Consider the following 26,081-nt stretch of genomic DNA (forward strand, 5'->3'; position numbering starts at 1 on the left):
GCGTGGCGCGGACGGGGATGTTCGCCGCTCGGGATCAACCCTACAGGCGCACGCCTAGCCGGTCTCGGCGATGTCCTCGATCACACGGATCAGGGTGCGCACCGGGACGCCGGTCGCGCCCTTGGGGGAGTAGCCCCACGGTCCGCCGGTGTTGAAGGCGGGTCCGGCGATGTCGATGTGGGCCCAGGACTGGCCGTCGGGAACGAACTGTTTGAGGTAGGTCCCCGCGGCGAGCATGCCGCCGTTGCGGTGCGGTGTGATGTTGGCCAGATCGGCGACGCGGGACTTCAGGTCGGCGAGCAGCTCGGGCGGCAACGGCATGGCCCACCCGTTCTCCCCGGCGGACCGCGACAGCGCGGCCACCCGGTCGCGGAAGGCGCCGGTGCCCATGACGCCCGGGGTGCGCGCCCCGAGCGCGACCATCTGCGCGCCGGTGAGCGTCGCGGTGTCGATGAGGTAGTCCGGGTCGTCTTCGAGGGCGCGGACGATGGCGTCGGCGAGGATTAGCCGGCCCTCGGCGTCGGTGTTGAGGACCTCGATCGTCTTGCCGCCGTACTGCGTCAGCACGTCGCCCGGTCGCTGTGCCGTGCTCGACGGCATGTTCTCGGCCATCGGCACCGTCGCGGTGACCGCGGTGTCGACGCCGAGACGGGCGGCGGCGATGGTCGCGGCGATCACCGCCGCGGCCCCGCCCATGTCCGAGGTCATGAGGTCCATCCCCGCGGCCGGCTTGATCGAGATGCCGCCGGTGTCGAAGGTGATCCCCTTGCCGACGAGGGCCACCGACTTCGCGCCCTTGCGCCCGGCGTGGGTCAGGCGGACCAGGCGCGGCTTGCGCGAACTGCCCTTGCCGACGCCGATGATGCCCCCGTAGCCCTGCTGCTCGAGCGCGGTGTCGTCGAGGACCTCCACGGTGAGTCTGAACTTGCGGCCGAGGGAGGCGGCGCGCGCGGCGAACTCCTCCGGGTAGAGGTGGCTGGGCGGGGTGTTGACGAAGTCGCGGGCGATGGCCACCGAGTCGGCGACGACCTCGGCGTGGGCGAGCTCGGCCTTGGCGTCGGCGTTCTTCGTCTCGACCAACAGATGGATCTTCGTCGGGACGGGCGCCTTGCCGCCGGCCTCGGGCTCGCTGCGGAACAGCTCGAATCGGTAGGCGCCCAGGAACAATCCCTCGACGACCGGACCGATCCCCAACGACGACAGCGTCGTCGCCACGGTCGGGTGTCCGGCCAACTCCCGGGCCGCGATACCGGCCGCCTGGCGCAACGACTCGGCGGCGGCACTGGCCGCGTCGGTCTCGGTCTCACCACTCGGCTCGTCGTCGAGCTTCCCGAGCCCGACGGCCACCACGACGTCGACGTCGAGTCCCGCCGGAGCCGGCACCCGGGTGATCTCGCCGTGCTTGCCGGTGGCCCCCACGGCGACCAACGCGGTCTCGAGCGCCTCGGCGACGGCGTCGTCGACGATCCCGTCACCGATGACGAGCGCGGGGGCGGGATCGGCCGACGGCGAATCCCCGGTGCCGTTCTGGTTCAGGCCGATCAGCAGTGCGGTGTCGGCACGGGCGATGGTGGTGGCGAGGTCGAATTCCGGGCCGCGGACCCGGTCGGCGGTGTCAGAGTTGCTCACGGCTACCAACTTAGCCACAGCGGCTACGCTTTGCCCCATGGCCGCGACGAACGAGCTTTTTGACGGACCCCTGACCGAGCAACACCGCGAACTCGGCGCCAGTTTCGCCGAGTTCGGGGGCTGGAACATGCCGGTGTCGTATTCCGGCACCGTCGCCGAACACACCGCGGTGCGCACCGCGGTGGGCATTTTCGACGTCAGCCACCTGGGCAAGGCGCTGGTCCGCGGACCCGGTGCCGCCGAATTCTGCAATGCGACCCTGAGTAACGACCTGGGCAAGATCGCGCCCGGCAAGGCCCAGTACACGATGTGTTGCAACGACGCCGGTGGCGTCGTCGACGACCTCATCGCCTACCTCGTGTCCGACGAAGAGGTGTTCCTGGTGCCGAACGCGGCGAATACCGCCGCGGTGGTCGCCGCGCTGAAGGCGGTCGCGCCGGCCGGGATCGAGATCACCGACCAACACCGCGACTACGCGGTGATCGCGGTGCAGGGACCGCGCTCGGCGGAGGTCCTCGACGAGCTGGGCCTGCCCACCGGGATGGAGTACATGGCCTATGCCGACGCGGTGGTCAACCTCGACGGGGCCGACCGGCCCGTCCGGGTCTGCCGGACCGGTTACACCGGCGAACACGGCTACGAGGTCATTCCGACCTGGTCGGACGCCCCGGCGGTGTTCGGCGCACTGCTGGCCGGCGTCACCGCCCGCGACGGCCTCCCCGCCGGCCTGGGCGCCCGGGACACGCTTCGGACCGAAATGGGCTACGCCCTGCACGGGCACGAATTGAGTCCGACGATCACCCCGAACCAGGCCCGGTCGGGATGGGCGGTCGGCTGGGACAAGCCCGCCTTCTTCGGCCGCGACGCGCTGCTGGCGGAGAAGCAGGGCGGGCCGTCGCGCCGCCTTTACGGCCTCCGGGCGACCGGCCGCGGTATCCCGCGCGCCGGATGCGCCATCCTGGACGGCGAGGGTGGCAACCGGATCGGGGAGTGCACGTCGGGGACGTTCTCGCCGACCGCGCAGACCGGGATCGCGTTGGGCTTCATCGACGCCGACTCCGGGGTGAAGAAGGGCGACACGGTGGTCATCGACGTCCGGGGCCGGGCACTCGCGTGCGAGGTCGTGCTGCCGCCCTTCGTCGAGTCACACGTGTGAACCCGCCCGAATGGCGAACCCCACGTCCCAGAAATCCGCTTGGTTGCAACGGCTAATATTGAACGCATGACCTTGGACTTCACCCGCACGCTGCATCCGCACGCCGTGCCGGAGTCCCGTCGCGCCGAGATTCATGCGGCCCCGGGATTCGGCAAGCACTTCACCGATCACATGGTGATGGTGGATTACGACGCCGAGCGCGGTTGGTACAACGCCCAGGTGAAGCCCTACGGTCCGATCGCCTTGGATCCGTCGGCGATGGTCCTGCACTACGGCCAGGAGATCTTCGAGGGTCTCAAGGCCTACCGCCAGCCGGACGGTTCGATCGCGGCCTTCCGTCCGACCGCGAATGCGGAGCGGCTGCAGCGCTCCGCCGAGCGGTTGGCGATGCCGCCGCTGCCCACCGAGGACTTCATCGCCTCGCTGCGCGAGCTGATCGCCGTCGACCACGCCTGGGTGCCGGAGGCCGGTGGCGAGGCGTCGCTGTACATCCGCCCCTTCATGTTCGCCTCGCAGGCCGGGCTGGGGGTCAACTCGCCCTCCAAGGAATACCGGTATGCGGTCATCGCCTCGCCGGCCGGGCCGTACTTCTCCGGTGGGATCAAGCCGGTGACGGTGTGGCTCTCCCGCGAGTACGTCCGCGCGGCCCCCGGCGGCACCGGCTTCGCCAAGTGCGGCGGCAACTACGCGGCCGCGTTCGTCGCACAGCAGCAGGCCACCGAGAACGGGTGCGACCAGGTCGTCTGGCTCGACGCGGTCGAGCGCCGCTACATCGAGGAGATGGGCGGGATGAACCTGTTCTTCGTCTTCGGTTCCGGGGCCGACGCGCGACTCGTCACCCCGGAGCTGTCGGGGTCGCTGCTGCCCGGCATCACCCGCGACGCACTGCTACAACTCGCCGTCGACGCCGGGTTTGCCGTGGAAGAGCGGCGGATCGCGATCGACGAGCTGGAGGCCGGCGTCGCCGACGGATCGATCACCGAGGTCTTCGCCTGTGGCACCGCCGCGGTCATCACCCCGGTCGGCCGCGTCCGCGGCGAGCAGGAGGACTACGTCATCGGCAAGGGTGAGCCGGGCGAGGTCACGATGGCTTTGCGCGACACGCTCACCGGGATCCAGCGGGGCACGTTCGCCGACACCCACGGGTGGATGACCGAGCTCTACCCCGCGCCGGTGGAGGCCACCACCCCGGCGTAGTCCGGGGTCAGAACACCAGCGCCAGGAGTGCCGCGGCGACCGACAGTTCGATCGTCGCGCCCAGCACGTCACCGTTGATCCCGCCGACCCGGCGCGCGCAATGGGCGGTGAAGACCCAGGATCCGAGGGCGACGACGGCCACGGCGGCGAATCCGGCCGGGCCCAAGGGGTAGGCCGCGGCGACGGCGATCCCGGCCCAGACCGGAATCGCCCAGCGTTGCGTGCCGGCGACGAGGGCGCCGAAACCAGTGGAGTCGGCCGGACCGAGCCGGCGTCGGCAACCGATCACCGCGCCGAGCCGGCCCACGGCGACGGCAAAACCGAGCGCATACCAGTCGCCGTCGGAGACGAGGGCGGTGAAGCACACCGCGGTGATCATCAGCACCAGGACCAGGGTCGCGGCGCCGAACGGTCCCGTCGGTCCGTCGTGCATGACGTCGCGGGTCCGCTGCGGATCGCCGTAGCTGCCCAGACCGTCGGCGGTGTCGGCGAGCCCGTCGAGGTGCATGCCCCGGGTGGCCAGGGCGATGACGGCCACCAGGAGTATCCCGATGAGGAGTTCGGGGGCCCGTGTGTGGGACAGACCCCACGCGACGCCCGCGACGACGCCGCCGAGGAGTGCGCCGACGAGCGGTGTCACCGCGATGACGGCCGCCCCGGCCCGGCGGTCGATCGTGGCACGAGGGGTGCCCACCGGGGCGACGGTGAGCCAGGAGACCGCCAGGCGCACCGTGCCGAGCGGGCCGATCCGGCGCTCAGCCGTCACTGACCCCGGCCTCGTCGAAGGTGGCCATCGACCCGAGGATGTCGGTGGCGGCCGCCACCAGGGGGAGTGCGGCCACCGCGCCGCTCGCTTCGCCGAGGCGCATACCCAGGTCCAGCAGCGGGGTCAGGCCGAGGCGGCGCAAGGCGATGGCGTGGGCGGGTTCGGCCGAGACGTGCCCGGCCTGCCACCAGTCGACCGACCCCGGGGCCAGATCGTCGGCGACGAGGGCGGCGGCGGTCACCACCAACCCGTCGAGGATGACCGGGGTGCGGCGCAGCGCAGCCTGGGCGAGGAAGCCGGCCATCGCGGCGAAATCGGCGCCGCCGACCGCGGCGAGCAGGGAGAGCGGGTCGTCGGCGACGCGGCGCCCGCGCCACATGCCGTCGCGGATGGCGGCGGTCTTGCGGATCCACCCGGCGTCGTCGATGCCCGTGCCCCGCCCGACGACGGTGACCGGTTCCTCGTGGGTGAGCAGGCCGATGAGCACCGCCGCCGGGGTGGTGTTGCCGATCCCCATGTCGCCGGCGATGAGCAGGTCGACGCCGGAGTCCACCAACTCGTCGGCGATGGCCCGGCCGGCCGCCATGGCCTGGCGGGCCTGGCCGAGCGTGATCGCGTCGGCGACCCGCAGGTCGGTGCTCCCGCGGCACACCTTGTGGCGCGATACCGCCGGGGAGGTGTCGGCCGCGACGGCGATGTCCTCCACCCGCACCGCGGCCCCGGCCCGTCGGGCCATGACGTTGAGGGCGGCACCGCCGGCGAGGAAGTTCGCCACCATCTGTCCGGTCACCGCTTGGGGGAAGGCCGACACGCTGCCGCCGTCGCTGTCCGGGGCCGCGACACCGTGGTCGCCGGCGAACACCACGACGGTCGGCGCGGTGATCGGGCGCGGCGGACAAACACCCTGGCAGGAGGCCACCCACACGCCCAGCTCTTCGAGCCGGCCGAGGGAACCCGGCGGCTTGGTGAGGCGCTTGTGCCGGTCGCGGGCCGCTTCGGCGACCTGCGGGTCGGGCGGGGTGATCAGTGCGAAGACTTCCGCGTCGGTGGGGTCGTCGGGCGCGGTCGACTCGGTCGACGGCACGGGGGCGGTCGTCGCGGGGGTGGGGGGATCGGGGACCGCGGTCGGCTCGGGTATCGCCGCCACCGGGGTTCGGGTGCCGACCGGGCGTCCGGCCAGCGGCAGTGCCCGGCCGGCCACGAGCAGGACGGTGTCGTCGGCGGCGTCGGCGATGGTCCGGTTGGCGCGTCCCATCAGATCCTGGAACAGTCGGCCCGCGTGCGTGTGTGGGACGACCGCGAGGCCCACCTCCGGTGACACGACCACCACGTCGGCGCGATGCGCGCGGAGCGCGGCGGCGAGTTCGGTGAGCGCCTCGTCGAGTCGGCGGACCTGCTCACCGGCGTCGGCGGCCTCGTCGAAATCCGCATGGGCGGCCACCCAGTTGCCGAGATCGTCGACGAGCGCGGCGACGTCGGGTTGCGCGCGCAGGGCGGCGGCGACGTCGACGGTCTCGACCGTCTCATAGCGGGCCGAGCGCCGCTGCCGGTGATCGGCCACGCGCCGCGACCAGTCGGCATCGGCGGACAGCGTGGGCCCGGTGGCCAGATAGCGCACGGCCGACTGGTCGGCGAGCAGCGACTCCGCATGCTCCGACTTGCCCGAACGGACACCGCCGAGGACCAGGGTGCGCATCGGCGTCAGACCGCTTCGCCGCGCTCGACCTGGGGCTTGGGGACGCGCAGCCGACGCATCTGCAAGGCGCGCGACGCCGCGTACCACCACAGTTTGAAGCCGCCGTCGGTGGAGTCGGGATAGCGTTCGGCGACCCGCTTGCCCACCATCCGCCCGACATAGATGCAGTCGACCACGACCATCAGGACGAAGACGAGCAGCGCCAGCGTCACCAGCATCGAGTACCGCGGCAGGCCGTAGACCAAGACGATGAACACCAGGGCGATCGGGGTGAACAGGCCGGCGAAGTTGCGGCGCGAGTCCACCAGGTTGCGCGCGTAGCGGCGCACCGGTCCCTTGTCGCGGGCCAGGAGGTACTCCTCCTCGCCGGCCATGCGGCGATCACGGATCTCGTTGCGCAGGTCGCGCTGGCGGGCGCGCTCTTCACGGCGTTCGTCCTTGGACATGGTCTGCCGCATGTCCTTGCGCCGCGCACGGGCCTCCGACCGCGTCATCGGCGGCGGTGCCACCGGGCCGCGCTTCTTCTCCGCGTCGCGGCGCTTGGGGGTCGGGCGGCCCTTGCCCTCGGTGTAGCTCGCCTTACGGGCGGGCTCTGTTGTCTGCGGGTCGTCGACGGCGGTATCGGTCGCGTCGGCGTCGGCTTCATCGGCGCTGCGCTGCCACGGCATTCTCACCCTTGCGAGCCTAGGCGATCGGCGCCGCTGAGACGGCCGGGGGCCGCCTATACTGGCCCGACCATGCCCGTGCGCGTCGTTGTGGCCCCCGACAGCTTCGGCACCACCCTGACCGCGGCCCAGGCCGCGTCGGCCATCGCCGAGGGCTGGTCGACGGTGCGTCCCGACGACGACGTCGTGGTCAAACCCCAATCCGACGGCGGACCCGGGTTCAACGACTGCCTCGGCGGGCTGGGGGTCGTGCGTACGACGACGGTCACCGGCCCGCTGGGCGTCCCGGTTCAGGTGCAGTGGCGTTGTGACCGCGCGACCGCCTATCTCGAATGCGAGCAGGCGTGCGGGTTGCACCTGGTCGGCGCGCCGCAACCCGCGACCGCGTTGCAGGCGGATTCGGCCGGGTTGGGCGAACTCATCGACGTCGCATTGCGGAGCGACCCGGTCGAACGGCTCGTCGTCGGACTCGGTGGCAGCGCCACCACCGACGGCGGCCGGGGCATGCTCGATGCACTCGGCGGACCGAGTGCGGCCAAGTCGCGGTTGGCCCGCGTCGAGCTCGTCGTCGCGACCGACGTCGACAATCCCCTCAACGGTCCGTCCGGGGCCGCCGCGGTTTTCGCCCCGCAGAAAGGGGCCGATGAGCAGACCGTCGCCCTTCTCGCGGAGCGGTTGGTGCGCGCGGGTGCCGAATGGGAAGCGTTGGCCGGTCGGCCGGTGGCAGACGAGGCCGGGGCCGGTGCAGCCGGCGGAGTCGGAGCGGCCCTGTTCGCCGTCGGCGGGCGCAGGGTCTCCGGTGCGGCCCTGGTTGCGACGGTGACCGGGCTGCCCGCGGCGTCGCACGACGCCGCCGTCGTGATCACCGGCGAGGGGCGCCTCGACGAGCAGACCGCGGCCGGAAAGGTAGTGGCCGCCGTGGCGGCCGCGGCCAGACCCGAGGCCGAGGTGATCGCCCTGGTCGGGGAGAACGCGCTGGCCGATCCCGCCGCCCTGCGAATCGACCGGGTGGACAGCCTCGTCGACTATGCCGGTGGCCGGGACCGGGCGCTCGCGCACGCCGGATCCCTATTGGTGTCTCTCGCCGCCCGATGCGCGGCGAACTATTCTTCGACGAACCGCGGAAACCGGGAATAGCGCGAGATGGAGTACCGTTGTGATGAGCGACCTGACGATGAGGGAGTCAAGCAATGACCGTTTCCAACGAGACCGAGACCACCACCGCCTCCGGCGTAGCCCTGACGGACTCGGCCGCGGCGAAGGCCAAGGCGCTGCTCGACCAGGAGGGGCGCGATGACCTCGCACTGCGGATCGCCGTGCAGCCGGGCGGCTGTGCCGGCCTGCGCTACCAGCTGTTCTTCGACGACCGGTCGCTCGACGGCGACGTGGTCACCGACTTCGGCGGCGTGAAGCTGGCCGTCGACCGGATGAGCGCACCGTACGTGCAGGGCGCGAAGATAGACTTCGTGGACACCATCGAGAAGCAGGGGTTCACCATCGATAACCCCAATGCCACGGGCAGCTGCGCCTGCGGCGACTCGTTCAACTGAGTCCACCCCAGAACCGCAACGGGCGGTGGGCGACCGACAGGTCGTCCACCGCCCGTTTCTGTTCGCCGTCGGACCGTTCGGTAGCGTGGCCCGGGTGACTATTGCCGTATGCGGGTCGTTGGCGACCGATCATCTGATGAAGTTCCCGGGCAAGTTCTCCGAGCAGCTGCTTGCCGACCAACTCGAACACCTCTCGCTGAGCTTCCTGGTGGAAGACCTCGTGGTGCGCCGCGGTGGGGTCGGCGGCAACATCGCCTACGCCATCGGCGAATTGGGCGGCGGCCCGAAGCTGATTGCCGCGGCCGGCTCGGACTTCGCCGAATACCGCGCCTGGCTGACCGGGCACGGCGTCGACTGCGCGGGGGTCACCGTCTTCGACACCGCCCACACGGCGCGATTCATGTGCACCACCGACGAGACGATGGCGCAGCTCGCGACCTTCTACGCCGGTGCGATGACCCGCGCCCGCGAGATCGACCTCGTCGCCGTGCTCGACGAGATCGGCCGGCCCGACCTGGTGTTGATCGGCGCCGACGACCCCGAGGCGATGGTCAACCACACGCGGGCCTGCCGCGACGCCGGGATCGACTTCGCCGCCGACCCCTCGCAGCAATTGGCACGACTCGACGGCGACACCGCACGCGACCTGATCGTCGGGGCCAAGTACCTGTTCACCAACGAGTACGAGTGGGGCCTGCTGCAGCAGAAGACCGGCCTGTCCGCCGAGGAGGTCGCCGGACTCGTCGAGGTCCGGATCACCACGCTCAGCGAAAAGGGCGTGGACATCGTACCGTCGGACGGCAGCGGGGCCATCCACGTCCCGGTCGTCCCGGTGCGCGATGCCATCGACCCGACCGGCGTCGGCGACGGTTTCCGGGCCGGATTCCTGTCGGCGTTGCAGGGCGGATTGTCGTTCGAGCGCGCAGCGCAGCTCGGCTCGATGGTCGCCGTCCTGGTGCTCGAGAGCGACTCGACGCAGGGGTGGTCGTGGAACACCGCAGAGGCGCACCCGCGGTTGGCCGACGCCTATGGCGCCGACGCCGCCGACGAAATCGTCGCGCTGTTCGCCTGACCCGCGCTCGTTAGAGGCGCACCGGGTAGGTGTGGTCCTCGATGGTGGGCACGATCGTCTTCTCCACGAAGATGCCGTGCCACACCATGAAGATCAGCACGTTCCACAGCCGCCGGCTGTTGTCGACCACACCGTCGCGGTGCTCGTCGAGCATCGTCGTCACGAACTGCTTGTTGATCAGGTGATCGGTCTGCGACGTGGCGATGGTCAGGTGGGCCCAGTCGTACATCTCGGTGCCCGCCAGCCAATGGCGGATGGGGACCGGGAAGCCCAGCTTGCGCCGGTGGAGGACGTGCGGCGGGATGATCTCCTCGATGGCCTTGCGCAACGCGTACTTGGTGGTCCCGTGGGCGATCTTCTCGTCGACGGGCAGCGCGGAGGCGACCCGCCACACCTCGCTGTCGAGGAAGGGGACGCGTAACTCCAGCGAGTTGGCCATGGTCATCTTGTCCGCCTTGACGAGGATGTCGCCCCGCAGCCAGGTGAACAGGTCCAGGTGCTGCATCCGGGCGACCGGGTCCCACCCGGCCGACTCGGCATAGATCGGGGCGGTGACGTCGGTGTGGGTCCACTCCGGGCGGTAGTCCCGCAGCACCTGCTGCAGGCGGGCATCGTCGAAGCTGCGGGCATTGCCGTAGTAGCGATCCTCCAGCGACATCGAGCCGCGGTGCAGCAGGCTCTTGCCCCGGGTGCCCTCGGGGATGCGGTCGCTGAGGCGGCCCGCGGCGCGGCGGGCGAACCCGGGCAGTCTGTCGAATCCGCGCAGTGACAGCGGCTCCTTGTAGATGGTGTAGCCGCCGAACAACTCGTCGGCACCCTCGCCCGACAGCACGACCTTGACGTGCTTGCGGGCCTCCTTGGCCAAGAAGTACAGGGGCACCAGGGCCGGGTCGGCGACCGGGTCGTCGAGGTACCAGACGATCTCCGGGATCGCGGCGACGAACTCCTCCGGGCTGACCACCTTGACGATGTGGCGCACGCCGATCGCCTCGGCGGTCTCTGCGGCGACGTCGACCTCGGAGTACCCGTCGCGCTGGAAGCCGGTGGTGATGGTGATCAGGTCGGGGTTGTGCTGACGGGCCAGCGCGGCCACCAGCGTCGAGTCGATCCCACCGGAGAGAAACGACCCGACGGTCACATCGGCGCGCATGTGCTTGGCGACCGAGTCGCGCAGGACGTCGGTGATCTCGCTGTAGCGGGACGCGGCCGTATCGGCGGTGAAGGGACGCACGTCGAACCGCGGGTTGAAGTAGCGGGTAATCGTCGGCGCCCGGCCGGGGGACAGGGTCGCGTGGCAGCCGGACTCGAGACGTCCGATGTTCGTGTGCAGCGTCTCCGGCTCGGGCACGTACTGGAGTTCGATGTAGTGCTCGAGGGCCCGGTGGTCGAGCGCATCGTCGAGGCCGAGGCGGTCGAGCAGTTCCAGCAGGCTCTTCTTCTCGCTGCCGAAGGCGGTGCCGCGGGGCCCGGTGGCCAAGAAGAGCGGCTTGATGCCGAAGGGGTCGCGGGCGAGGAACAGCGACTTGGTCTGGGTGTCCCAGATTCCGAAGGCGAACATGCCGCGCAGCCGCAGCACGGCTTCCGGGCCCCAGTAGTGGAACGCCGCGACGATCACCTCGGCGTCGCCCTCGGTATGCATCGGGGCGTCGAACTCGGTCAGCAGTTGCTCCCGCAGTTCGACGTAGTTGTAGATCTCGCCGTTGAAGACCAGGGCGTAGCGCTCGGGCGATTCGGTCGGCCCCCACCGCAGCGGCTGGTGCGAGTGCTCGATGTCGATGATCGAAAGCCGGTTGAAGCCGACCACCAGGTCGTCGTCGTGCCACGTGCCGGCCTCGTCGGGGCCACGGTGGCGCATGCAATGCGACGCAGCGGCGACCAGGTCGACGGCGGTGGCCGCCGACGCGTCAGAGGTCAGCAGACCCAGCAATCCGCACACGGTGTCCTTGCCCCACTTTCTTCGCGGCCCTTGGTCGGCGCCGCCGAATCGGCCGGCCGCGCACGGGTGGCGGCCCGGATATGTCGAATCGAGTATGCCGCAGCGGCGCCCGCGCCACCGACTCGCCCAGATCACCGGCCCCGATCGCAACAGTTTGGGCGGGTTGGTCTACGCTGCGTAGTACTAGGTGCAAGAATTGTCTTGCAGCCATGTGGCGTCAGGATTTGGGTGTGAACGGGCCGTGCGTCTGGGAGCGTCCAGGTGAGCAGGAAGGCATGAAATTGACACACGGTGAACGGTCCACGGCGCAGCCCGCCGCGACCGCATCGCGCACGGTCAAGCGGGTCGGCCTGGTGGCCGCGCTGGGCCTTGCGACGCTGGTCATGACCGGTTGTGGTCCGCGTGAGACCCTGCGATTCGGCTGGCCGACGGGTGTGACGCCAGAAGCCGAGGCCATGGGCCACCTGTGGACCTGGGCGGTGATCGCTTCGTTGATCGTCGGTTTCCTCGTCTGGATGGCGATTTTCTACGCCATCACGTTCTTCCGCCACCGCGATGGGGAGGACTCTTTCCCGCGGCAGACGGCCTACAACATGCCTGTCGAGCTGACCTTGATCACGCTCCCGTTCCTGGCGATCGCGGTGTTGTTCTACTTCACCGTCGTCGTCGAGAACAAGGTCGAGAAGAAGACCGACGACCCCGCCGTCGTCGTCGATGTCACCGCGTTCCAGTGGAACTGGAAGTTCGGCTACGACAAGGTCCGCCAGGACAACGGCACCTACAAGGTCTATGCGGTCAAGGACGGCAGCCCGTTTGCGCTGCAGGCGCAGCGCGAAGCCGAGCACGGCCACCCGCTGCCGCTGCCGGCCGGCGGTCGCAGTGACAATGTGCGCGACTACCTGCGCTTCTCCAAGATCGAGACGCTTGGCACGCCGAGCGAGATCCCGATCCTGGTCCTCCCGGAGGGTAAGCGCATCGAGTTCAACCTCGCCGCCGCGGACGTCGTCCACTCCTTCTGGGTGCCCGAGTTCCTGTACAAGCGCGACGTGATGCCTTTCCCGAAGCAGAACCACACCGATCCGCGGTTCCAGATCGAGAAGATCACCCGTACTGGCGCTTTCGTCGGCCGATGCGCCGAGATGTGCGGCACGTACCACGCCATGATGAACTTCGAGATCCGCGTTGTCAGCGATCAGGATTTCAAGAGCTACCTCCAGTGGCGTGAGAAGGGCCTGACGAACGCGGGTGCCCTCGAGGCCATCTGCCAGGTCCCGACCTCGGTGACCACGGTGCCGTTCGAAACGCGTCGCAAGACCGGCGGCGACACCCCGAAGCACTTGGGCGACACCTGGCGCCCGGTTCTGCAGAACTGCACCAAGCGAGCGATCGGAGCGTCCTAAATGAAAGTCGAAGCCCGGATCTTCGAGATGCTCACCGCGTTCTTCCTCATCGGCGCGGTTGCCTACACGATCCTCACCGGCATCTCCTCGAAGGGTGTTGAGTGGGCCGGTGCGACCGCCTTCTTCTTCTCGGCAGGACTGTGCCTGATCACCGGGACCTACTTCCGGTTCGTGGCGCGCCGCGTCGAGATCCGTCCCGAGGACTACGAAGAGGCTGAGATCGAGGACGGCGCCGGCGAGTTGGGCTTCTTCAGCCCGCACAGCTTCTGGCCGATTCTGGTCGCGATGGGCGCGGCTCTGTTCGCCGTCGGCTTTGCGACGCGGAACTTCTGGTTCGCAATTTTCGCGGCCGGTGTCATCATCGTGACCGCGGCGGGCCTCGTGTTCGAGTACCACTGGGGCCCGGAGAAGCACTAGCGTCACCGAGTTCTGAGAGAACCGCCGCATTCGGATTCCGGGTGCGGCGGTTCTTCGTCGAGTGGGCCCTCGATCTTGTCGAGTGGGCCCTCGATCTTGTCGAGTGGGCCCTCGATCTCGTCGAGTGGGCCCTCGATCCTGTCGAGTGGGCCCCTGAGCCCGACGCCATCAAGGTGGTTTCGGGGAGCACACGGTTTTGGGTCGGATGTCAGACAAATCCTCACCGCACAAGCGATCTGATTCTTCCCAGGGGCCGAGGTTCCTCACAGTCTGAACCCGCCAGAAACACCGGCGCCCGATTAGGGAACTAGCCGTTGTCAACGGCGGGCGAAAATTGACCCTCTATCGACGGTTGAAAATTGACCCCCTGATGGTTGTTTTGTCTGGTTCTACTGGTCGTTGCTGATGAGGTCGTGTCGGGTTTTGGTGCGGTAGGAGTCTCCTGTGATGGTGAGGACTTCGACGTGGTGGACGAGTCGGTCGATGAGTGCTGCGGCGACGACGTCGTCGGCGAAAACTTCTCCCCAGCGGCCGAAAGGCATGTTCGAGGTGATCAGGATCGAGCCTTGTTCGTAGCGGGCGGCGATGAGTTGGAAGAACAGGTTCGCGGTGTCGCTGTCGAAGGGCAGGTAGCCGATCTCGTCGATGATCAGGAGCCGGTAGCGGCGTAGCCGTTTGAGTTCTTGGGGTAGCCGGCCGGCGGCATGGGCGTCGGTCAGGCGTGCGGCCCACCCGGTGGCGGTGTCGAACAACACCGGATAGCTGTGGTGGGCGGCCTTGATGCCCAGTGCGATCCCCAGATGGGTTTTGCCGACTCCGGGTGGTCCGAGCAGGATCACGTTCTCGCCTTTGGCGATCCAGGTGCTGGTGGCCAGGTGCGCGATCACATCGCGCGGCACCGACCGGGCGTGGTCGAAGTTGAAGTCCTCGAGCGTTTTGACTGCCGGGAACTTCGCGGCGTTGATCCGCAGCGTGGTGCCGTTGGCCTCGCGGTCGTTGACCTGCCGTTCCAGGAGTGCGGCGAGGTATTGCTCGTGGCTCCAGCCGTCGGTGCGGGCACGGTCGGCCAGCTCGGCCCAGCACCGCCTGATCGTCGGGGTCTTCAGTGCCCGGGTCAGGTACTCGATCTGCGAGCCGAGATCATCGCTGCCGTTCACGAGACCGGCTCCAGGCCGCCGTTACCGCTGGTGAAGTCGACGCCGTAGAGACGGTCGTAGTCCGGCAGCGGCCGAATCGGCACGGTGTGCCCGTCGGCGTGTGCCCGTATTCGGGCGGCGTTGGCGGCACGGTTGTTCAGGTCCTGGAGCCGGTAGTTGACCCGCAACTCCCGGGCAGCGGCCACATGCTGGGGATCGGTGATCGAGGCGTGCCGCCCCCAGAATCGGTCATGGTCGGCCACCACGGTCTGCCCGTGACAAATCCGGACCGTGGTGGCGGTGGCGGTGATGTCGACGAACTTGCCGATCACCGCCGGATGGACCGAGTAGTCGTTGCCGTCCACGCGTACGTAGTAGTCCCGGGCCAGGCGGACCCGTTCGCGCAGCCCGCTGACCGGGGCCACCGGCGGCAACGCGGTCATCGCGGCCACATCCTCCCCGAGCACGTCGACCGGGCGGCGATCGGCGATCGCCCGCACGACCTTGGTGTTGGCACACGTATCGAGCCAGCTCTGCAACTGGGCGTTGAAATCGGCCGGCCCGGTGAACTCCCGGCCGGGCAGGAACGAGGTCTCCAGATACCGGTTGGTGCGTTCGACCATGCCCTTGTATTCGGGGTCCCGCGGCGGAGCCAGCTCCAGCCTGGTTCCCAGCGTCCCGACGAACGCGGTGGCCGCCTGCGTCGGCACACCCTTGCCGCCGATCGCCGATTCACGGTCCCACACCAGCTTGCGTGTGACCGCCCCGACCTGAGACAGCAGCAGCCACATACCGGCCAGGATGTCTCCGCCCTGACGGGACGGGATCATCGTGGCCAGCCGGTACCGCGAGTACGCCAGCGTCATCACCAGCACCGGCAACACCGCGAACTGGTTACGGCCCAACGGGATTCGCCGGTCGGGGAACCACAGATCCCACTGCGAACACCCACCCGGTTCGTATACCACCCGATCGGCCGGATCGACCCCGCGGTACTCCGGCCGGATCTGCCGGACACGATCCTTCAAGACCGTCATCGACCTGGTCCAGCCGATCCGCTCAGCGATCACCGTCGCCGGCATCGCCGGATACCCGGCCAGCAACGCCCGAATCTGCGGCTCGAACACATCAACCGCCGACCCCGACGGCCTGCGCTCATACTTCGGCGGCTCGGCCGAACGCACCGCCACCCGCACCGTGTTCCGCGAGACCCCCAAACGCCGCACGATCTCCTTGATCGGCACACCCTCGCTCAAATGTAACCGGCGGATCTCCGCCCACTGCTCCACTGAAATCACCCTCCAAGGATCTGACGGGGGTCAAAATTCACCCGTCACCTGGGGGTCAGTTTTCACGCGTCGTCAACAGCCGTAGGAACTGAAAGGGCCCAGTCGACGAAGATCGGGGCCCAGTCGGCGAGATTGAGGGCCCAGTCGATGAAGATGAGGGCCCAGTCGGCGGGGATGTGGGCCCAGTCGGCGAAGATCGGGGCCCAGTCGGCGAAGATGAGGGCCCAGTCGGCGAAGATCGGGGCCCAGTCGGCGGGGATGTGGGCCCAGTCGACGGGAAAGGCCGCCAGGACTGATCCTGGCGGCCTTTCCTTGCCTGTGCCTCCCCGGGGGGAGGGGAGGAGTTGCTAGTCGAGCACGTTGCCGTTCTGGGCCTGCAGTTCGCGCAGAGCCTTGTGCTCGGCGACGTGCTGCTTGTGCTCCAGCTCGGCGTTGAGTTCCTGCTCCTCCGGCGGGTCGGCGAAGAAGAGGCCACCGGAGCCCGGGGAACCCGCGGCACCGAGCTTGTTCATCTTCTTCGGGATGGCCGCGCCTTCGTAGGGGAGCGGGATCGGGTGACCGTGGTCGTCGACCGGGCCGAGCGGCTGGTGCACCTCGATGTACTCGCCCTGCGGCAGCCGCTTGATGATGCCGGTCTCGATTCCGTGCTCGAGCACCTCACGGTCGCTGCGCTGCAGCGAGAGCGCCCAGCGGTAGGCGATGAAGTACGCCAGCGGCGGTACGACGAGAAGGCCGATGCGACCCATCCACGTCGTCGCGTTGAGCGAGATGTGGAAGCGGAACGCGATGATGTCGTTCATACAGGACAGCGTCATGATCACGTAGAACGAGACGGCCATCGCACCGATCGCGGTGCGCACCGGCACGTCACGCGGACGCTGCAGCAGGTTGTGGTGCGCATTGTCGCCGGTGAGCCGCTTCTCGATCCACGGGTAGGCGAACATACCGGTGAACATGAAGCCGATCAGCACGACGACCCAGAAGATCGCCGGAATGGTGTAGTTGCCCAGGTACAGCTCCCACGGCGGCATCAAGCGGGCCAGACCGTCAGTCCACTGCATGTAGATGTCGGGCTGGGAGCCGGCGGACACCTGCGCTGGGTTGTAGGGGCCGATCGTCCACACCGGGTTGATCTGGAAGACGCCGGCCATGATCCCGAGAACACCGAAGGTGATCGCGAAGAAGGCGCCGGCCTTGGCGGCGAACACCGGCAGGATGCGCACACCCACGACGTTGCGCTCGGTACGGCCGGGGCCGGGGAACTGCGTGTGCTTCTGGTACCAGACCAGCGCGAGGTGGGCGCCGATCAGGGCCAGGATGATGGCCGGGAACAGCAGGATGTGCAGCACGTACATGCGCGGGATGATGATGTCGCCCGGGAAGTCGCCGCCGAACAGGGCCCAGTGGATCCAGGTCCCGACGAGCGGAATGCCCAGGACGATACCGCTCATTGCGGCGCGGACGCCGGTGCCCGAGAGCAGGTCGTCGGGGAGCGAGTAGCCGAAGAAGCCCTCGAACATCGCCAGCAGCAGGAGCAGGCAGCCGATGATCCAGTTGGCCTCGCGCGGCCGGCGGAACGCACCGGTGAAGAAGATGCGCAGCATGTGGATGATGATCGACGCCGCGAACAGCAGGGCCGCCCAGTGGTGGATCTGCCGGACGAAGAGTCCGCCGCGCACCTCGAAGGAGATGTTCAGCGTGGTCTCGTAGGCACGGCTCATGGTGACACCGTTGAGTGGCTGGTAGTCGCCGTGGTAGGTGACGTGGGCCATCGACGGGTCGAAGAACAGGGTCAGGTAGACACCGGAGAGCAGCAGGATGACGAAGGAGTACAGCGCCACCTCGCCCAGCAGGAAGGACCAGTGGGTGGGGAACACCTTGTTGATCTGCCGGCGCAGGCCAGCGGCAAGGTGGTACCGCGAATCGACTTCTTCCGCCTGAGCTCCGAGGCGATCGGCGATGGTTGTCATGATTTCCGCTCCCAGAAGGCCGGTCCGACGGGCTCGATGAAGTCACCGGCGGCGACCATGTAGCCCTGGTTGTTCACCGTGATAGGCAGCTGTGCCAGTGCTCGCGCAGCCGGGCCGAAGACCGGCTTGGCGTACTCCAGTGCGTTGAACTGCGACTGGTGGCAGGGGCACAGGATTCGGTTCGTCTGCTGCTCGTACAACGAGGTCGGGCACCCGAGGTGGCTGCAGACCTTGGTGTAGGCGTAGTAGTCGCCGTAGTTGAAGCTTTCCTGGCCCTTGCGCTTGACGACCTTGGCGGCGTCTTCGGGACGAAGGCGGATGAGCATCACCGGGTTACGCACCAAGCGCAGGCCCTGCAGCAACTTGTGTCGCGACTCCTCGTCCTCGCCGTGGCCGTCGGAGGGACGCCAGGGGAAGACTGTCTCCATCCCGCCGGCGTCGAGGTCCTCGGGTCGGACCAGGGCGACCTGGTACGGGTTGCCGGTGTCGCGGCGCAGGAAGATGGTCTCGTTCGGGTTGTCGGCCGGGTTGTAGATCGGCGACCATCCGGAGTGCCACAGCGGGGCCTTCTCGCGCAGCGCCCACGGATTCTTGATGAATCCGCCGAGTGCGGCGACGAGGCCGGTGAGCGCGAAGGCGCCCAGGCCGAAGGCGGCCGAGCCGAGGATCATCTTCCGGCGGGGGAGGGTGGAGGTCTCCAGCGCATCGCCGAGGAGCGCCGCGGTCGACTTCTTGTCCGCCTCGGAGGATCCGCCGTCGTGGCGGTCCTGGACCGAGATCTCAGCGGGGATGAACCGCTTGGTGAACTGGACGACGCCGATGCCGATGGACAGGATCGACAAGCCGAAGGTGATGCCCAGCAACGGCGTGTTCAGCGAGTACAGCCAGTAGTCCGGGTGCTCAGGCATCACGAAGCGCCAGTGGTTGAACAGGAAGATCACCAGGCACGCGAGAGCCGAGACGCCGGCCAGGGCGAACCAGAAGGTGACGATGCGCGACGCGCGCTTCTCGGCGCGGGTTCCGGGGACGGGGAAACGCGGCTCGCGGTGCAGGATCTCGACGCCGTCGAGATTCGTCCCGAGTTTGACCAGCTCGGCACGGTCCATCTCGGCGAGCTCTTCGCTGGTCGGAGTGTTCTCCGTAGCACTCATGATCGCGATCCCATCCACATTGCAAAGCCGACGATCGCACCGATGCCGACGATCCACATCACCATGCCCTCGCTGACCGGGCCGAAGCCGCCGAGGCCGAGGCCACCGGGCTGCCGCGACTCCGAGGAGTACTTGATGAAACCGATGATGTCCTTCTTCTCCTGAAGGGACAGCTGGCGATTGCTGAACTTGGGCATGTTCTGCGGCCCGGTCAGCATCGCGGTGTAGATCTCCTGCTCGCTCGGTGCGTCGAGGTTCGGGGCGAACTTGCCCGACGACAGCGCGCCGCCACGGCCGGTGAAGTTGTGGCACGAGGCGCAGTTGAGGCGGAAGAGTTCACTGCCTCGACCGAGGTTGGCGCCGCGCAATTCGCGCTGGGCGACGATCGGGATGCCGTTTTCATCGGTCTTCACGACGCCGTTCTCGCGCACGTAGTACACCTGGGGTCCACCGGAGACGGACTGGATGTACTTGCCGAGCTGCGTGATCTGCGCCTCGGTGAACTTGGCGGGCTTACGCGCGGCCTGTGCCTCGTTGCGCGCCGCGGGCATACGGCCGGAGGACACCTGGAAGTAGACGGCGGCGTCGCCGACACCGATCAACGACGGTCCGCGGTCGGCCACACCCTGCAGGTTGGAGCCGTGACAGCTGATGCACGAGGTGTCGTACAGCTGCTTGCCCGCCTCGATCATCGCCTGCGACTGCGTGGTCGGGTCTGCGACGGCGACCTGGGCGTTGGGTGTCAGGACTGCGGTGATGACGCCGGCCGACGCCAGGCCGGCCAGCAGCAGCAGCGCCCCCGAGGCACGGCGACGCAACTTGCGGCGGGCCTTCGTCGAGCGGGCCGGGGTCGTGGTGACCGTGGCGGTGTCGTCGTTCGCGATATCCGACGTTCGCGGTGGAGATGTACTCATCTGCGACTCTCTACTAAGCGGACTGACCGGGGCTGGAAGTCTGTGTGGGCTAACGGATGAAGTAGATCGTGACGAACAGGGCGATCCACACGATGTCGACGAAGTGCCAGTAGTAGGACACGACGATTGCCGCGGTCGCCTGGGCCGGGGTGAACTTCGACAGCCATGTGCGCACGAGCAGGAAGATGAAGGCGACGAGACCACCGATGACGTGCAGGCCGTGGAAGCCGGTGGCCATGTAGAACACCGAGCCGTAGGCGGTCGACGAGAGCGTCGTGCCGTGCTCGACGAGGTGCACGTACTCGTAGGCCTGACCGGCGACGAAGAAGGCGCCCATCACAAAGGTCAGGATGTACCACCGGCGCAGGCCGAAGACATCGCCGCGCTCGGCGGCGAACACGCCCATCTGGCACGTCACTGACGAGAGGATCAGCACGGTGGTCACTGGGACCGCCAGCCAGAGGTTGAGCTCGGTGGGGGCCATGGGCCACTCACCAGTGGCGTTGTTCGCCCGCGCGACGAAGTACATCGCGAACAAACCGGCGAAGAACATGAGCTCACTGGAAAGCCACACGATTGTGCCGACGCTGACCATGTTGGGGCGGTTCAGCGAGTGCACCCGAGCCGTGATGGCCGTTGACGGGGTACCTGCAGCGCTAGTCACACAAGAAGTATGACGGTTCGTAGTAAAGCGTGACCACCGGGGTCGATAAATTGGTGAAAGAATTTGCGGCGCTGCAGGTAGAAGCAGGTGGGCGGTGGTGTGTCCGGCGTGTCTCGGCCGCGTGTGCGTGTGTCGTCGGTGCCGGGGCGGGGCCTCCCACCCCTCGTTTAGGGTGGACGGGTGAGCAGCAAGCAGTCTGAGTTGAGTTGGCCGTTCGTTCTCGGTCTGGTGAGCGAGAACCAGGACCTCACCTCGGAGCAGGCACGGTGGGCGATGAACGAGATCATGGCCGACGCCGCGACCAGTGCGCAGATCGCCGGGTTCGGCTTGGCCGTGAAGATGAAGGGTGCGGCTCCGGCCGAACTCGACGGGTTGGCCGACGCGATGCTCGCGCATGCGAATCGGGTGGAGACCACGCGCGATGCGGTTGACATCGTCGGTACCGGCGGAGACCGGTCGCACACGGTGAACATCTCGACGATGACGTCGATCGTCGTCGCCGCCGCCGGCGTCCCCGTGGTCAAGCACGGCAACCGGGCCGCCTCCTCCAAGAGCGGTGGTGCCGATGTGCTGGAGGCGCTGGGCGTCACGATCAACCTCGACGGCGAGGGGGTCGCGCGCTGCGTCGACGAGGTGGGGATCGGCTTCTGCTTCGCCCCGGTCTTCCACCCGGCATTCCGGTTCACCGGTCCGCCGCGCAAGGAATTGGGCGTGCCGACGGTGTTCAACGTCTTGGGGCCGCTGACCAACCCGGCCCAACCGCGCGCCGGTTTGATCGGCTGCGCGTTCGCCGACCTGGCGCCGGTATTGGCCCAGACCTTCGCCAACCGGGGGTCGTCGGTGCTGGTGGTGCGAGGCGACGACGGCCTCGACGAGTTCACCACGACGAGTACGTCGACGGTGTGGCAGGTCGTCGGCGGCACCGTGACCAAGCACCGGATCGATCCCGCGGGCGATCTGGGGCTGGCGCGGGTCGAACTCGCGGCGCTACAGGGCGGGGATGCGGCGGCCAATGCCGTGGTGGCCCGAGAACTCTTCGCCGGCCAGCGCGGCCCGGTTCGCGATGCGGTACTGCTCAATTCCGCGGCGGCCCTGGTGGCGGCGCAACAGACCGCGCCGATGAGTCGGGACGAACTGGTGGCGGCACTGGCCTCGGAGGTGTCGCGGGCCGGCGAGGCGATCGATTCCGGCGCCGCGGCCGATGTCCTCGAGCGGTGGGCGCGCCTGAGCGGCGAACTGGGCTAGCGCCGCCGCCGCACCGCTACTCGCCGACGGAGAACCCGGCTTCGGTCTCCCTGCTGGCGTAACTGCGGAAGGCGATGTGGGTCGTCGAGGCGGTGACGCCCTGCAGCCGGTTAATCCGGCCGGTGACGACCTCGGCAATGGCCTCGTGATCGCGCACCTTGATCTTCGCGATGAGATCGATGTCGCCGGCGCACGAGTAAACCTCGGTGACCCCGTCGATATCGGCAACGGCCTGGGCGGTCTCCGGAATCGAGTGGACGTCGGCGCTGATCATCACGAATGCAGTGAGCATGGCTACAGCGTAGTCACGAGTCCCGGGCCGAGCGGGCCGTCGCAGCCCATCCGGTCCACCCGCACGCACTGTGGCGGGGGAGTGCGAAGCCGTCGGTGGTGTCGACGATGCGGGCGTCGGCGGCGGTCGCCCACCGGTAGACGAGCGCGGCCTCTTCGGGGGCCGCCCCCCGCAGCGGGCCGTCGGTGGGCCGGACGGTTTGCGCACCGGCGAGCACGGCGTCGACGACGGGCATCGGCGGCGCCCCCGGTCGGGAGGTTCCGGCGCCGGCGAGGCGGCCGTGCCGGACGACGGCGAAACGCCACCCGCCATCGGTCGCGGGTCGTGCGACGACGAGTTGGCCGACCGCGCAGAGGGCCCGAAGTCGATGGGTCGCGCTGATCGCACTGATCGTGTCGGCGAGTTGGTCCCGACGCCGGGCCGCGGTCTCGAAGTGCTCGGCGGCGGCGGCGGACCTGACGGCGACCGCCATGGTGCGCAACGCCTCGTCGGATCGTCCGGCGGCCAACTCGAGTGCGTTGCGCACCCGGCTCAGGTAGTCGGCCACCGGCTCGGGTGTGGGCGTCGCCGCGGCGCAGTCCCCGACGCCGTTGCGCGGCGGACACCAGTGGTAGTCGGCGCGGGCGCCAAGCCGGGTGGTGCAGGAGCGCAACCCGGTTGCGCGGGTCAGCGCCTCGGCGACGGTCGCGGCGGTGGCGCGCCGCGGGATGGGGCCGATCGACATCGGCTCGCCGAGTCCGACCGGTTCGGCGGGCGGTTCGCGCCGCACGGTGAACCGCGGGAACCGCTCGTCGGTCAGGCAGACCCACCAACCACGGCGCGGCTGTGTCGACCGTCGGTTGTAGGCGGGGTTGTGCGCGGCCAGGAGTCGTAGTTCGCGGACGCCGGCTTCGAGGTCGTGGGCGCAGACGACGTGGTCCACCCGGGTCGCCAACGCGACCATCTCGGCGATCCGGGGCCGCGAGTCACCGGAGAAGTAGGACTGCACGCGACGGCGCAGGTCGACCGCGGTGCCGATGTAGAGCACCTCCTGCGCGGGCCCCCGGAAGAGGTAGACGCCGGGTGCGCGGGGGACGCCGGCGGCGAGCCCGGCCTTGGCGCGTTGGGCGGGAGTGGCACGCGGCAGGTAGGCGAGTAGTTCGGCGAAGGTGGTGACGCCGCGGTTGCCGATCCGCTCCAGCAGCCCGTGCAGCACGTCGACCGTCGCCCGCGCGTCATCGAGGGCGCGGTGGGTGGGGGTCGTGGTGGTGGCGAACAGATCGGCCAGGGCGGACAACCGCACCGACGGGGCCTCGTCGCGGGACAACACGCGGCGGGCCAGGGCCACGGTGCACAGCGTTGCGGGGAAGTGGAAGTCGATGCCGCAGCGGCGCGCCGACGCCGACAGGAAGCCGAGGTCGAAGCGCGAGTTGTGCGCCACCAGGACACTTCCGCGGGCAAACTCCATGAACGACAGGAGGACCTCGCCGATCGGCGGCGCACCCGCGACCATCGACGCGCTGATGCCGGTGAGGCCGACGATCTCCGCCGGAATCGGGCGCTCCGGGTCGACGAGGGTCGCGAACTCTGCCACCACCTCGCCGCCGCGGACCTTGACCGCGCCGATCTCGGTGATCGCGTCGCGGTCGGCGCTGCCACCGGTGGTCTCCAAATCGACGACGACAAACGTCGTGCCGGCCAGCGATTGCTCGACGCCGCCGACGACGCACGCGGCCATCTCGGCGAGCTGCGCCGACGAGGGGGCACGGCGGTGTGTGCCGGCCGGCACGGCGCGGCCGGGCGGGCGGGGTCCGCGGGGGAGTCCGACGTCGGGCAACCCGGAGTCGGCCAGGGTGAGTTGATCGGTATCCGCGGGGTCCATGACTCGCATGGGGCGAACATTAGTTCGAGCCCCCGACATTCTCGGCGACCGTCGTCGGTCTCGATCCGATGTCAGAGGTCCTCGATAGCGTCCGGGGTCAGAGGTCGCGTCCGGGTCGGAGCCCGGGTGAATGGGCCTTGAACCGAGAGTGAACAGTCAAATGAGACGGAGATCACATGAAAATCGATTGCGAGAGCTGTCCGGGGCGCCCGACGGCCTGCGGCGGTTGCATGATGAACGTGTTGGTGTGTGCAGATTCAAGCTCGTACGCAGGAGAAACACCGGAAGCACCCAGCATTGCCGAGCAGCGTGCCGACCTCCTGGTGGCCATCGCGAACCTCCGGGGGGCGATGCTCGTCACACCTGCTGAGGCGAAGGCGGCCATCGGCCGGATAAGTCCACGTCAGGGGCAGTCTTCGCGCGGATTTCTCAAGCTGGTCGAGGCCGGGTAAAGTGAACCGCTGACTCGACGCCTGGAATTGGTGTTGGCGAAACGTTGGACATTCGTCAAACGGTTTCGTAACCTTTTCGAGACATTGCGGAACGTCACGCTCCAACAGGAGTGGTCCGCGAGAGTCAACCGCTTAATCGCCCCGCGAGGGGCGAGCCGGGGACCCAACCAGGGCCGCAAGGTCTTGACCGGGGTGAATCGCCGCGCCTGATGCAGCTCGTCAGGCAACGCGTAGGGCATCTTCCAGCCCGAACCCGACAGCTAACCCGGCAGGCGCAGGGAGACATAAAGGAGAATCATCTCGTGGCCAAACACCGTTTGGAGCAGACCAGCCGCAGCAGCGCGGTCGCGAAGGGCGCGGTCATCACCGGCGCCATCGCCATGGGGTCGATCGCCGCAGGCCAAGCCGCAGCGTCCCCCGTCGCCGTGCCGCACTTGGGCAGCATCGAGCTCGGCGCGCTCGGCGACCACCTCAACCAGCAGAAGCACCCCGCCAAGAACTTGAAGGTGAAGAAGGCGCCCGCCAAGACGCAGCAGGCCAAGGCGGCCCAGGGCGCCCAGGTCGCCGTGCCGAACGTCGGCACCTTCTCGATCCCGGGGATCGCGCAGAACCAGATTCCCAAGGAGTTCCAGCCCAAGGCCGGGCAGTCGAACCCGTTCGAGCGCACCACCGTTGCTGACAAGGCCGTTCTCAACGCCAAGAGCAAGATCGGCTCGCCGTACTCCTACGGGTCGGCCGGTCCGAACGCCTTCGATTGCTCGGGCCTGGTGTTCTGGTCCTACAAGAACGCCGGCAAGACCATCCCGCGTGACAGCTACGGCCAGATGAGCGGCGGCAAGGCGGTGGCCTACAAGGACGCCAAGCCTGGCGACGTTCTGATCTTCAACGGCGGCAGCCACTCCGGTATCTACGTCGGCAACGGCGAGTTCGTCCACAGCCAGACCTACGGCGTGCCGGTCAACAAGCAGAAGGTCAAGACCTGGGCGCTCACGGCCGTCCGCCGCTACTGAGCGCGGTTCGAGCTGTTGAGGTGGGCGGGCTTCCGGTTATGACTCGGGTGTCCGCCTGCTCTCGTCTCTTGGAGTCGGAAGAAGTATGAGTCTCATGAGTTCTGCTAGCTGGGCGCGACGCCACGGAGCGGCCGCGGCCGTCGCGCTGGTGGTTTCCTCGATCGGATTGTCCCTGCTCCCGACGACGACGGCGTCAGCCGTTCCGTCGCGCAATGCCGGTCAGCTGGTCGCCGACTACAAGAAGCTGAACGTCGAGGCGGAGAAGTCCGCCGAGGCCATGCACAACGCCACGATCGAGTACAACAAGCAGCGCGCAGTCGTGGCACGCTCACGCAAGGCGGCCGCCACCGCGCAGAAGCAGTTGGACTCCACGCAGGCGCGTCAGCAGTACCTGCAGGGCCGGGTCAACGGCATCTTGCGGGCCAGCTACCGCGGTGCCCGGATCAACCGCCTGTACGCGCTCCTGGTCAGCGACTCGCCCCAGCAGATGCTGGACCAGATGTCGGCGCTCGACGTCATCTCGCACGACGCGACGCGGAACCTGAAGGACCTCGGGCGGGTCCGTGCGGCCGCGGTGAAGACCAAGGAAGAGGCGACGAAGAGCGCCGAGGTG

The 26,081-nt window shown here is 68.5% G+C and carries 23 protein-coding genes and 1 riboswitch; of the genes, 10 read left to right on the forward strand and 13 right to left on the reverse strand.

What is annotated here, in order from left to right; genetic code table 11:
• Window positions 1-54 precede the first annotated feature (54 nt).
• Complete coding sequence (locus nbrcactino_RS13120) at window positions 55-1,629, reverse strand: leucyl aminopeptidase (RefSeq protein WP_161927988.1); 1,575 nt, start codon at window positions 1,627-1,629, stop codon at window positions 55-57.
• Window positions 1,630-1,666: 37 nt separating this feature from the next.
• Between nbrcactino_RS13120 and gcvT the strand changes: the two genes are divergently transcribed.
• Window positions 1,667-2,785 (forward strand): glycine cleavage system aminomethyltransferase GcvT, encoded by a 1,119-nt coding sequence (gcvT, locus tag nbrcactino_RS13125; protein WP_161927989.1) that lies wholly within the window; start codon window positions 1,667-1,669, stop codon window positions 2,783-2,785.
• A 66-nt stretch (window positions 2,786-2,851) separates the two neighbouring features.
• Window positions 2,852-3,982, forward strand: coding sequence for a branched-chain amino acid aminotransferase (locus nbrcactino_RS13130; RefSeq protein ID WP_161927990.1), 1,131 nt, complete (start codon window positions 2,852-2,854; stop codon window positions 3,980-3,982).
• Between the two features lie 7 nt (window positions 3,983-3,989).
• Here the strand turns inward: nbrcactino_RS13130 and nbrcactino_RS13135 are convergent, their stop codons facing one another.
• Genes nbrcactino_RS13135 through nbrcactino_RS13145 form a run of 3 tightly spaced genes read right to left on the reverse strand, consistent with a single transcriptional unit; the run spans window position 3,990 to window position 7,118 of the window.
• Window positions 3,990-4,748, reverse strand: coding sequence for an adenosylcobinamide-GDP ribazoletransferase (locus tag nbrcactino_RS13135; protein ID WP_161927991.1), 759 nt, complete (start codon window positions 4,746-4,748; stop codon window positions 3,990-3,992).
• Window positions 4,738-6,444, reverse strand: coding sequence for a nicotinate-nucleotide--dimethylbenzimidazole phosphoribosyltransferase (cobT, locus tag nbrcactino_RS13140; protein WP_161927992.1), 1,707 nt, complete (start codon window positions 6,442-6,444; stop codon window positions 4,738-4,740). The genes nbrcactino_RS13135 and cobT overlap by 11 nt, the downstream gene beginning before the upstream one ends.
• Before the next feature lie 5 nt (window positions 6,445-6,449).
• Window positions 6,450-7,118, reverse strand: a complete 669-nt coding sequence (locus tag nbrcactino_RS13145) for a DUF3043 domain-containing protein (RefSeq protein WP_161927993.1) — start codon at window positions 7,116-7,118, stop codon at window positions 6,450-6,452.
• 63 nt (window positions 7,119-7,181) lie between these two features.
• On the opposite strand from nbrcactino_RS13145, the gene nbrcactino_RS13150 reads away from it, so the two are divergent.
• From nbrcactino_RS13150 to nbrcactino_RS13160, 3 genes are all read left to right on the forward strand, one after another.
• Window positions 7,182-8,246, forward strand: coding sequence for a glycerate kinase family protein (locus nbrcactino_RS13150; RefSeq protein WP_161927994.1), 1,065 nt, complete (start codon window positions 7,182-7,184; stop codon window positions 8,244-8,246).
• A gap of 53 nt (window positions 8,247-8,299) precedes the next feature.
• Complete coding sequence (locus nbrcactino_RS13155; RefSeq protein ID WP_161927995.1) at window positions 8,300-8,659, forward strand: HesB/IscA family protein; 360 nt, start codon at window positions 8,300-8,302, stop codon at window positions 8,657-8,659.
• A gap of 94 nt (window positions 8,660-8,753) precedes the next feature.
• Entirely contained in the window at window positions 8,754-9,731 is a 978-nt protein-coding gene (locus tag nbrcactino_RS13160) for a carbohydrate kinase family protein (protein ID WP_161927996.1), read from the forward strand.
• A 10-nt stretch (window positions 9,732-9,741) separates the two neighbouring features.
• On the opposite strand, the gene asnB is transcribed toward nbrcactino_RS13160, so the two are convergent.
• On the reverse strand, window positions 9,742-11,667 hold the full coding sequence (asnB, locus tag nbrcactino_RS13165) for an asparagine synthase (glutamine-hydrolyzing) (protein ID WP_161927997.1): 1,926 nt from the start codon (window positions 11,665-11,667) through the stop codon (window positions 9,742-9,744).
• A gap of 275 nt (window positions 11,668-11,942) precedes the next feature.
• Here asnB and ctaC point away from each other — a divergent pair, with 275 nt between their 5' ends.
• Together ctaC and nbrcactino_RS13175 are read left to right on the forward strand one after the other, a co-directional pair.
• Entirely contained in the window at window positions 11,943-13,067 is a 1,125-nt protein-coding gene (gene ctaC / locus nbrcactino_RS13170) for an aa3-type cytochrome oxidase subunit II (RefSeq protein ID WP_161927998.1), read from the forward strand.
• Window positions 13,068-13,484: a cytochrome c oxidase subunit 4 gene (locus nbrcactino_RS13175; RefSeq protein WP_161927999.1), complete on the forward strand. Its 417-nt coding sequence runs from the start codon at window positions 13,068-13,070 to the stop codon at window positions 13,482-13,484.
• Between the two features lie 389 nt (window positions 13,485-13,873).
• On the opposite strand, the gene istB is transcribed toward nbrcactino_RS13175, so the two are convergent.
• From istB to ctaE, 6 genes are all read right to left on the reverse strand, one after another.
• Complete coding sequence (gene istB, locus nbrcactino_RS13180; RefSeq protein WP_161928000.1) at window positions 13,874-14,641, reverse strand: IS21-like element helper ATPase IstB; 768 nt, start codon at window positions 14,639-14,641, stop codon at window positions 13,874-13,876.
• Entirely contained in the window at window positions 14,638-15,918 is a 1,281-nt protein-coding gene (istA, locus tag nbrcactino_RS13185; RefSeq protein WP_161928001.1) for an IS21 family transposase, read from the reverse strand. Before istA ends, istB begins: the two co-directional genes overlap by 4 nt.
• Window positions 15,919-16,256: 338 nt before the next feature.
• Window positions 16,257-17,879: a cytochrome bc1 complex cytochrome b subunit gene (qcrB, locus tag nbrcactino_RS13190; RefSeq protein ID WP_161928002.1), complete on the reverse strand. Its 1,623-nt coding sequence runs from the start codon at window positions 17,877-17,879 to the stop codon at window positions 16,257-16,259.
• A complete protein-coding gene (gene qcrA, locus nbrcactino_RS13195) occupies window positions 17,876-19,030 on the reverse strand; it encodes a cytochrome bc1 complex Rieske iron-sulfur subunit (protein ID WP_161928003.1) in 1,155 nt (384 codons plus the stop codon). Before qcrA ends, qcrB begins: the two co-directional genes overlap by 4 nt.
• Window positions 19,027-19,944, reverse strand: coding sequence for a cytochrome bc1 complex diheme cytochrome c subunit (gene qcrC, locus nbrcactino_RS13200; RefSeq protein WP_161928004.1), 918 nt, complete (start codon window positions 19,942-19,944; stop codon window positions 19,027-19,029). Before qcrC ends, qcrA begins: the two co-directional genes overlap by 4 nt.
• A gap of 49 nt (window positions 19,945-19,993) precedes the next feature.
• A complete protein-coding gene (gene ctaE / locus nbrcactino_RS13205) occupies window positions 19,994-20,608 on the reverse strand; it encodes an aa3-type cytochrome oxidase subunit III (protein WP_161928005.1) in 615 nt (204 codons plus the stop codon).
• Window positions 20,609-20,788: 180 nt separating this feature from the next.
• Here ctaE and trpD point away from each other — a divergent pair, with 180 nt between their 5' ends.
• Window positions 20,789-21,853, forward strand: a complete 1,065-nt coding sequence (gene trpD, locus nbrcactino_RS13210) for an anthranilate phosphoribosyltransferase (protein WP_161928006.1) — start codon at window positions 20,789-20,791, stop codon at window positions 21,851-21,853.
• A 16-nt stretch (window positions 21,854-21,869) separates the two neighbouring features.
• On the opposite strand, the gene nbrcactino_RS13215 is transcribed toward trpD, so the two are convergent.
• Entirely contained in the window at window positions 21,870-22,145 is a 276-nt protein-coding gene (locus tag nbrcactino_RS13215; RefSeq protein ID WP_161928007.1) for an Lrp/AsnC family transcriptional regulator, read from the reverse strand.
• A gap of 13 nt (window positions 22,146-22,158) precedes the next feature.
• On the reverse strand, window positions 22,159-24,015 hold the full coding sequence (locus tag nbrcactino_RS13220; protein ID WP_161928008.1) for a DEDD exonuclease domain-containing protein: 1,857 nt from the start codon (window positions 24,013-24,015) through the stop codon (window positions 22,159-22,161).
• 562 nt (window positions 24,016-24,577) lie between these two features.
• Window positions 24,578-24,747: riboswitch (cyclic di-AMP (ydaO/yuaA leader) on the forward strand.
• A gap of 13 nt (window positions 24,748-24,760) precedes the next feature.
• Here nbrcactino_RS13220 and nbrcactino_RS13225 point away from each other — a divergent pair.
• Window positions 24,761-25,468 (forward strand): C40 family peptidase, encoded by a 708-nt coding sequence (locus nbrcactino_RS13225; protein ID WP_161928009.1) that lies wholly within the window; start codon window positions 24,761-24,763, stop codon window positions 25,466-25,468.
• A gap of 94 nt (window positions 25,469-25,562) precedes the next feature.
• On the forward strand, window positions 25,563-26,081 hold a 519-nt coding region (locus tag nbrcactino_RS13230), incomplete at its 3' end, for a coiled-coil domain-containing protein (RefSeq protein ID WP_371864579.1).

It is taken from the genome of Gordonia crocea, from assembly GCF_009932435.1.
GTDB classification, from domain to species: domain Bacteria; phylum Actinomycetota; class Actinomycetes; order Mycobacteriales; family Mycobacteriaceae; genus Gordonia; species Gordonia crocea.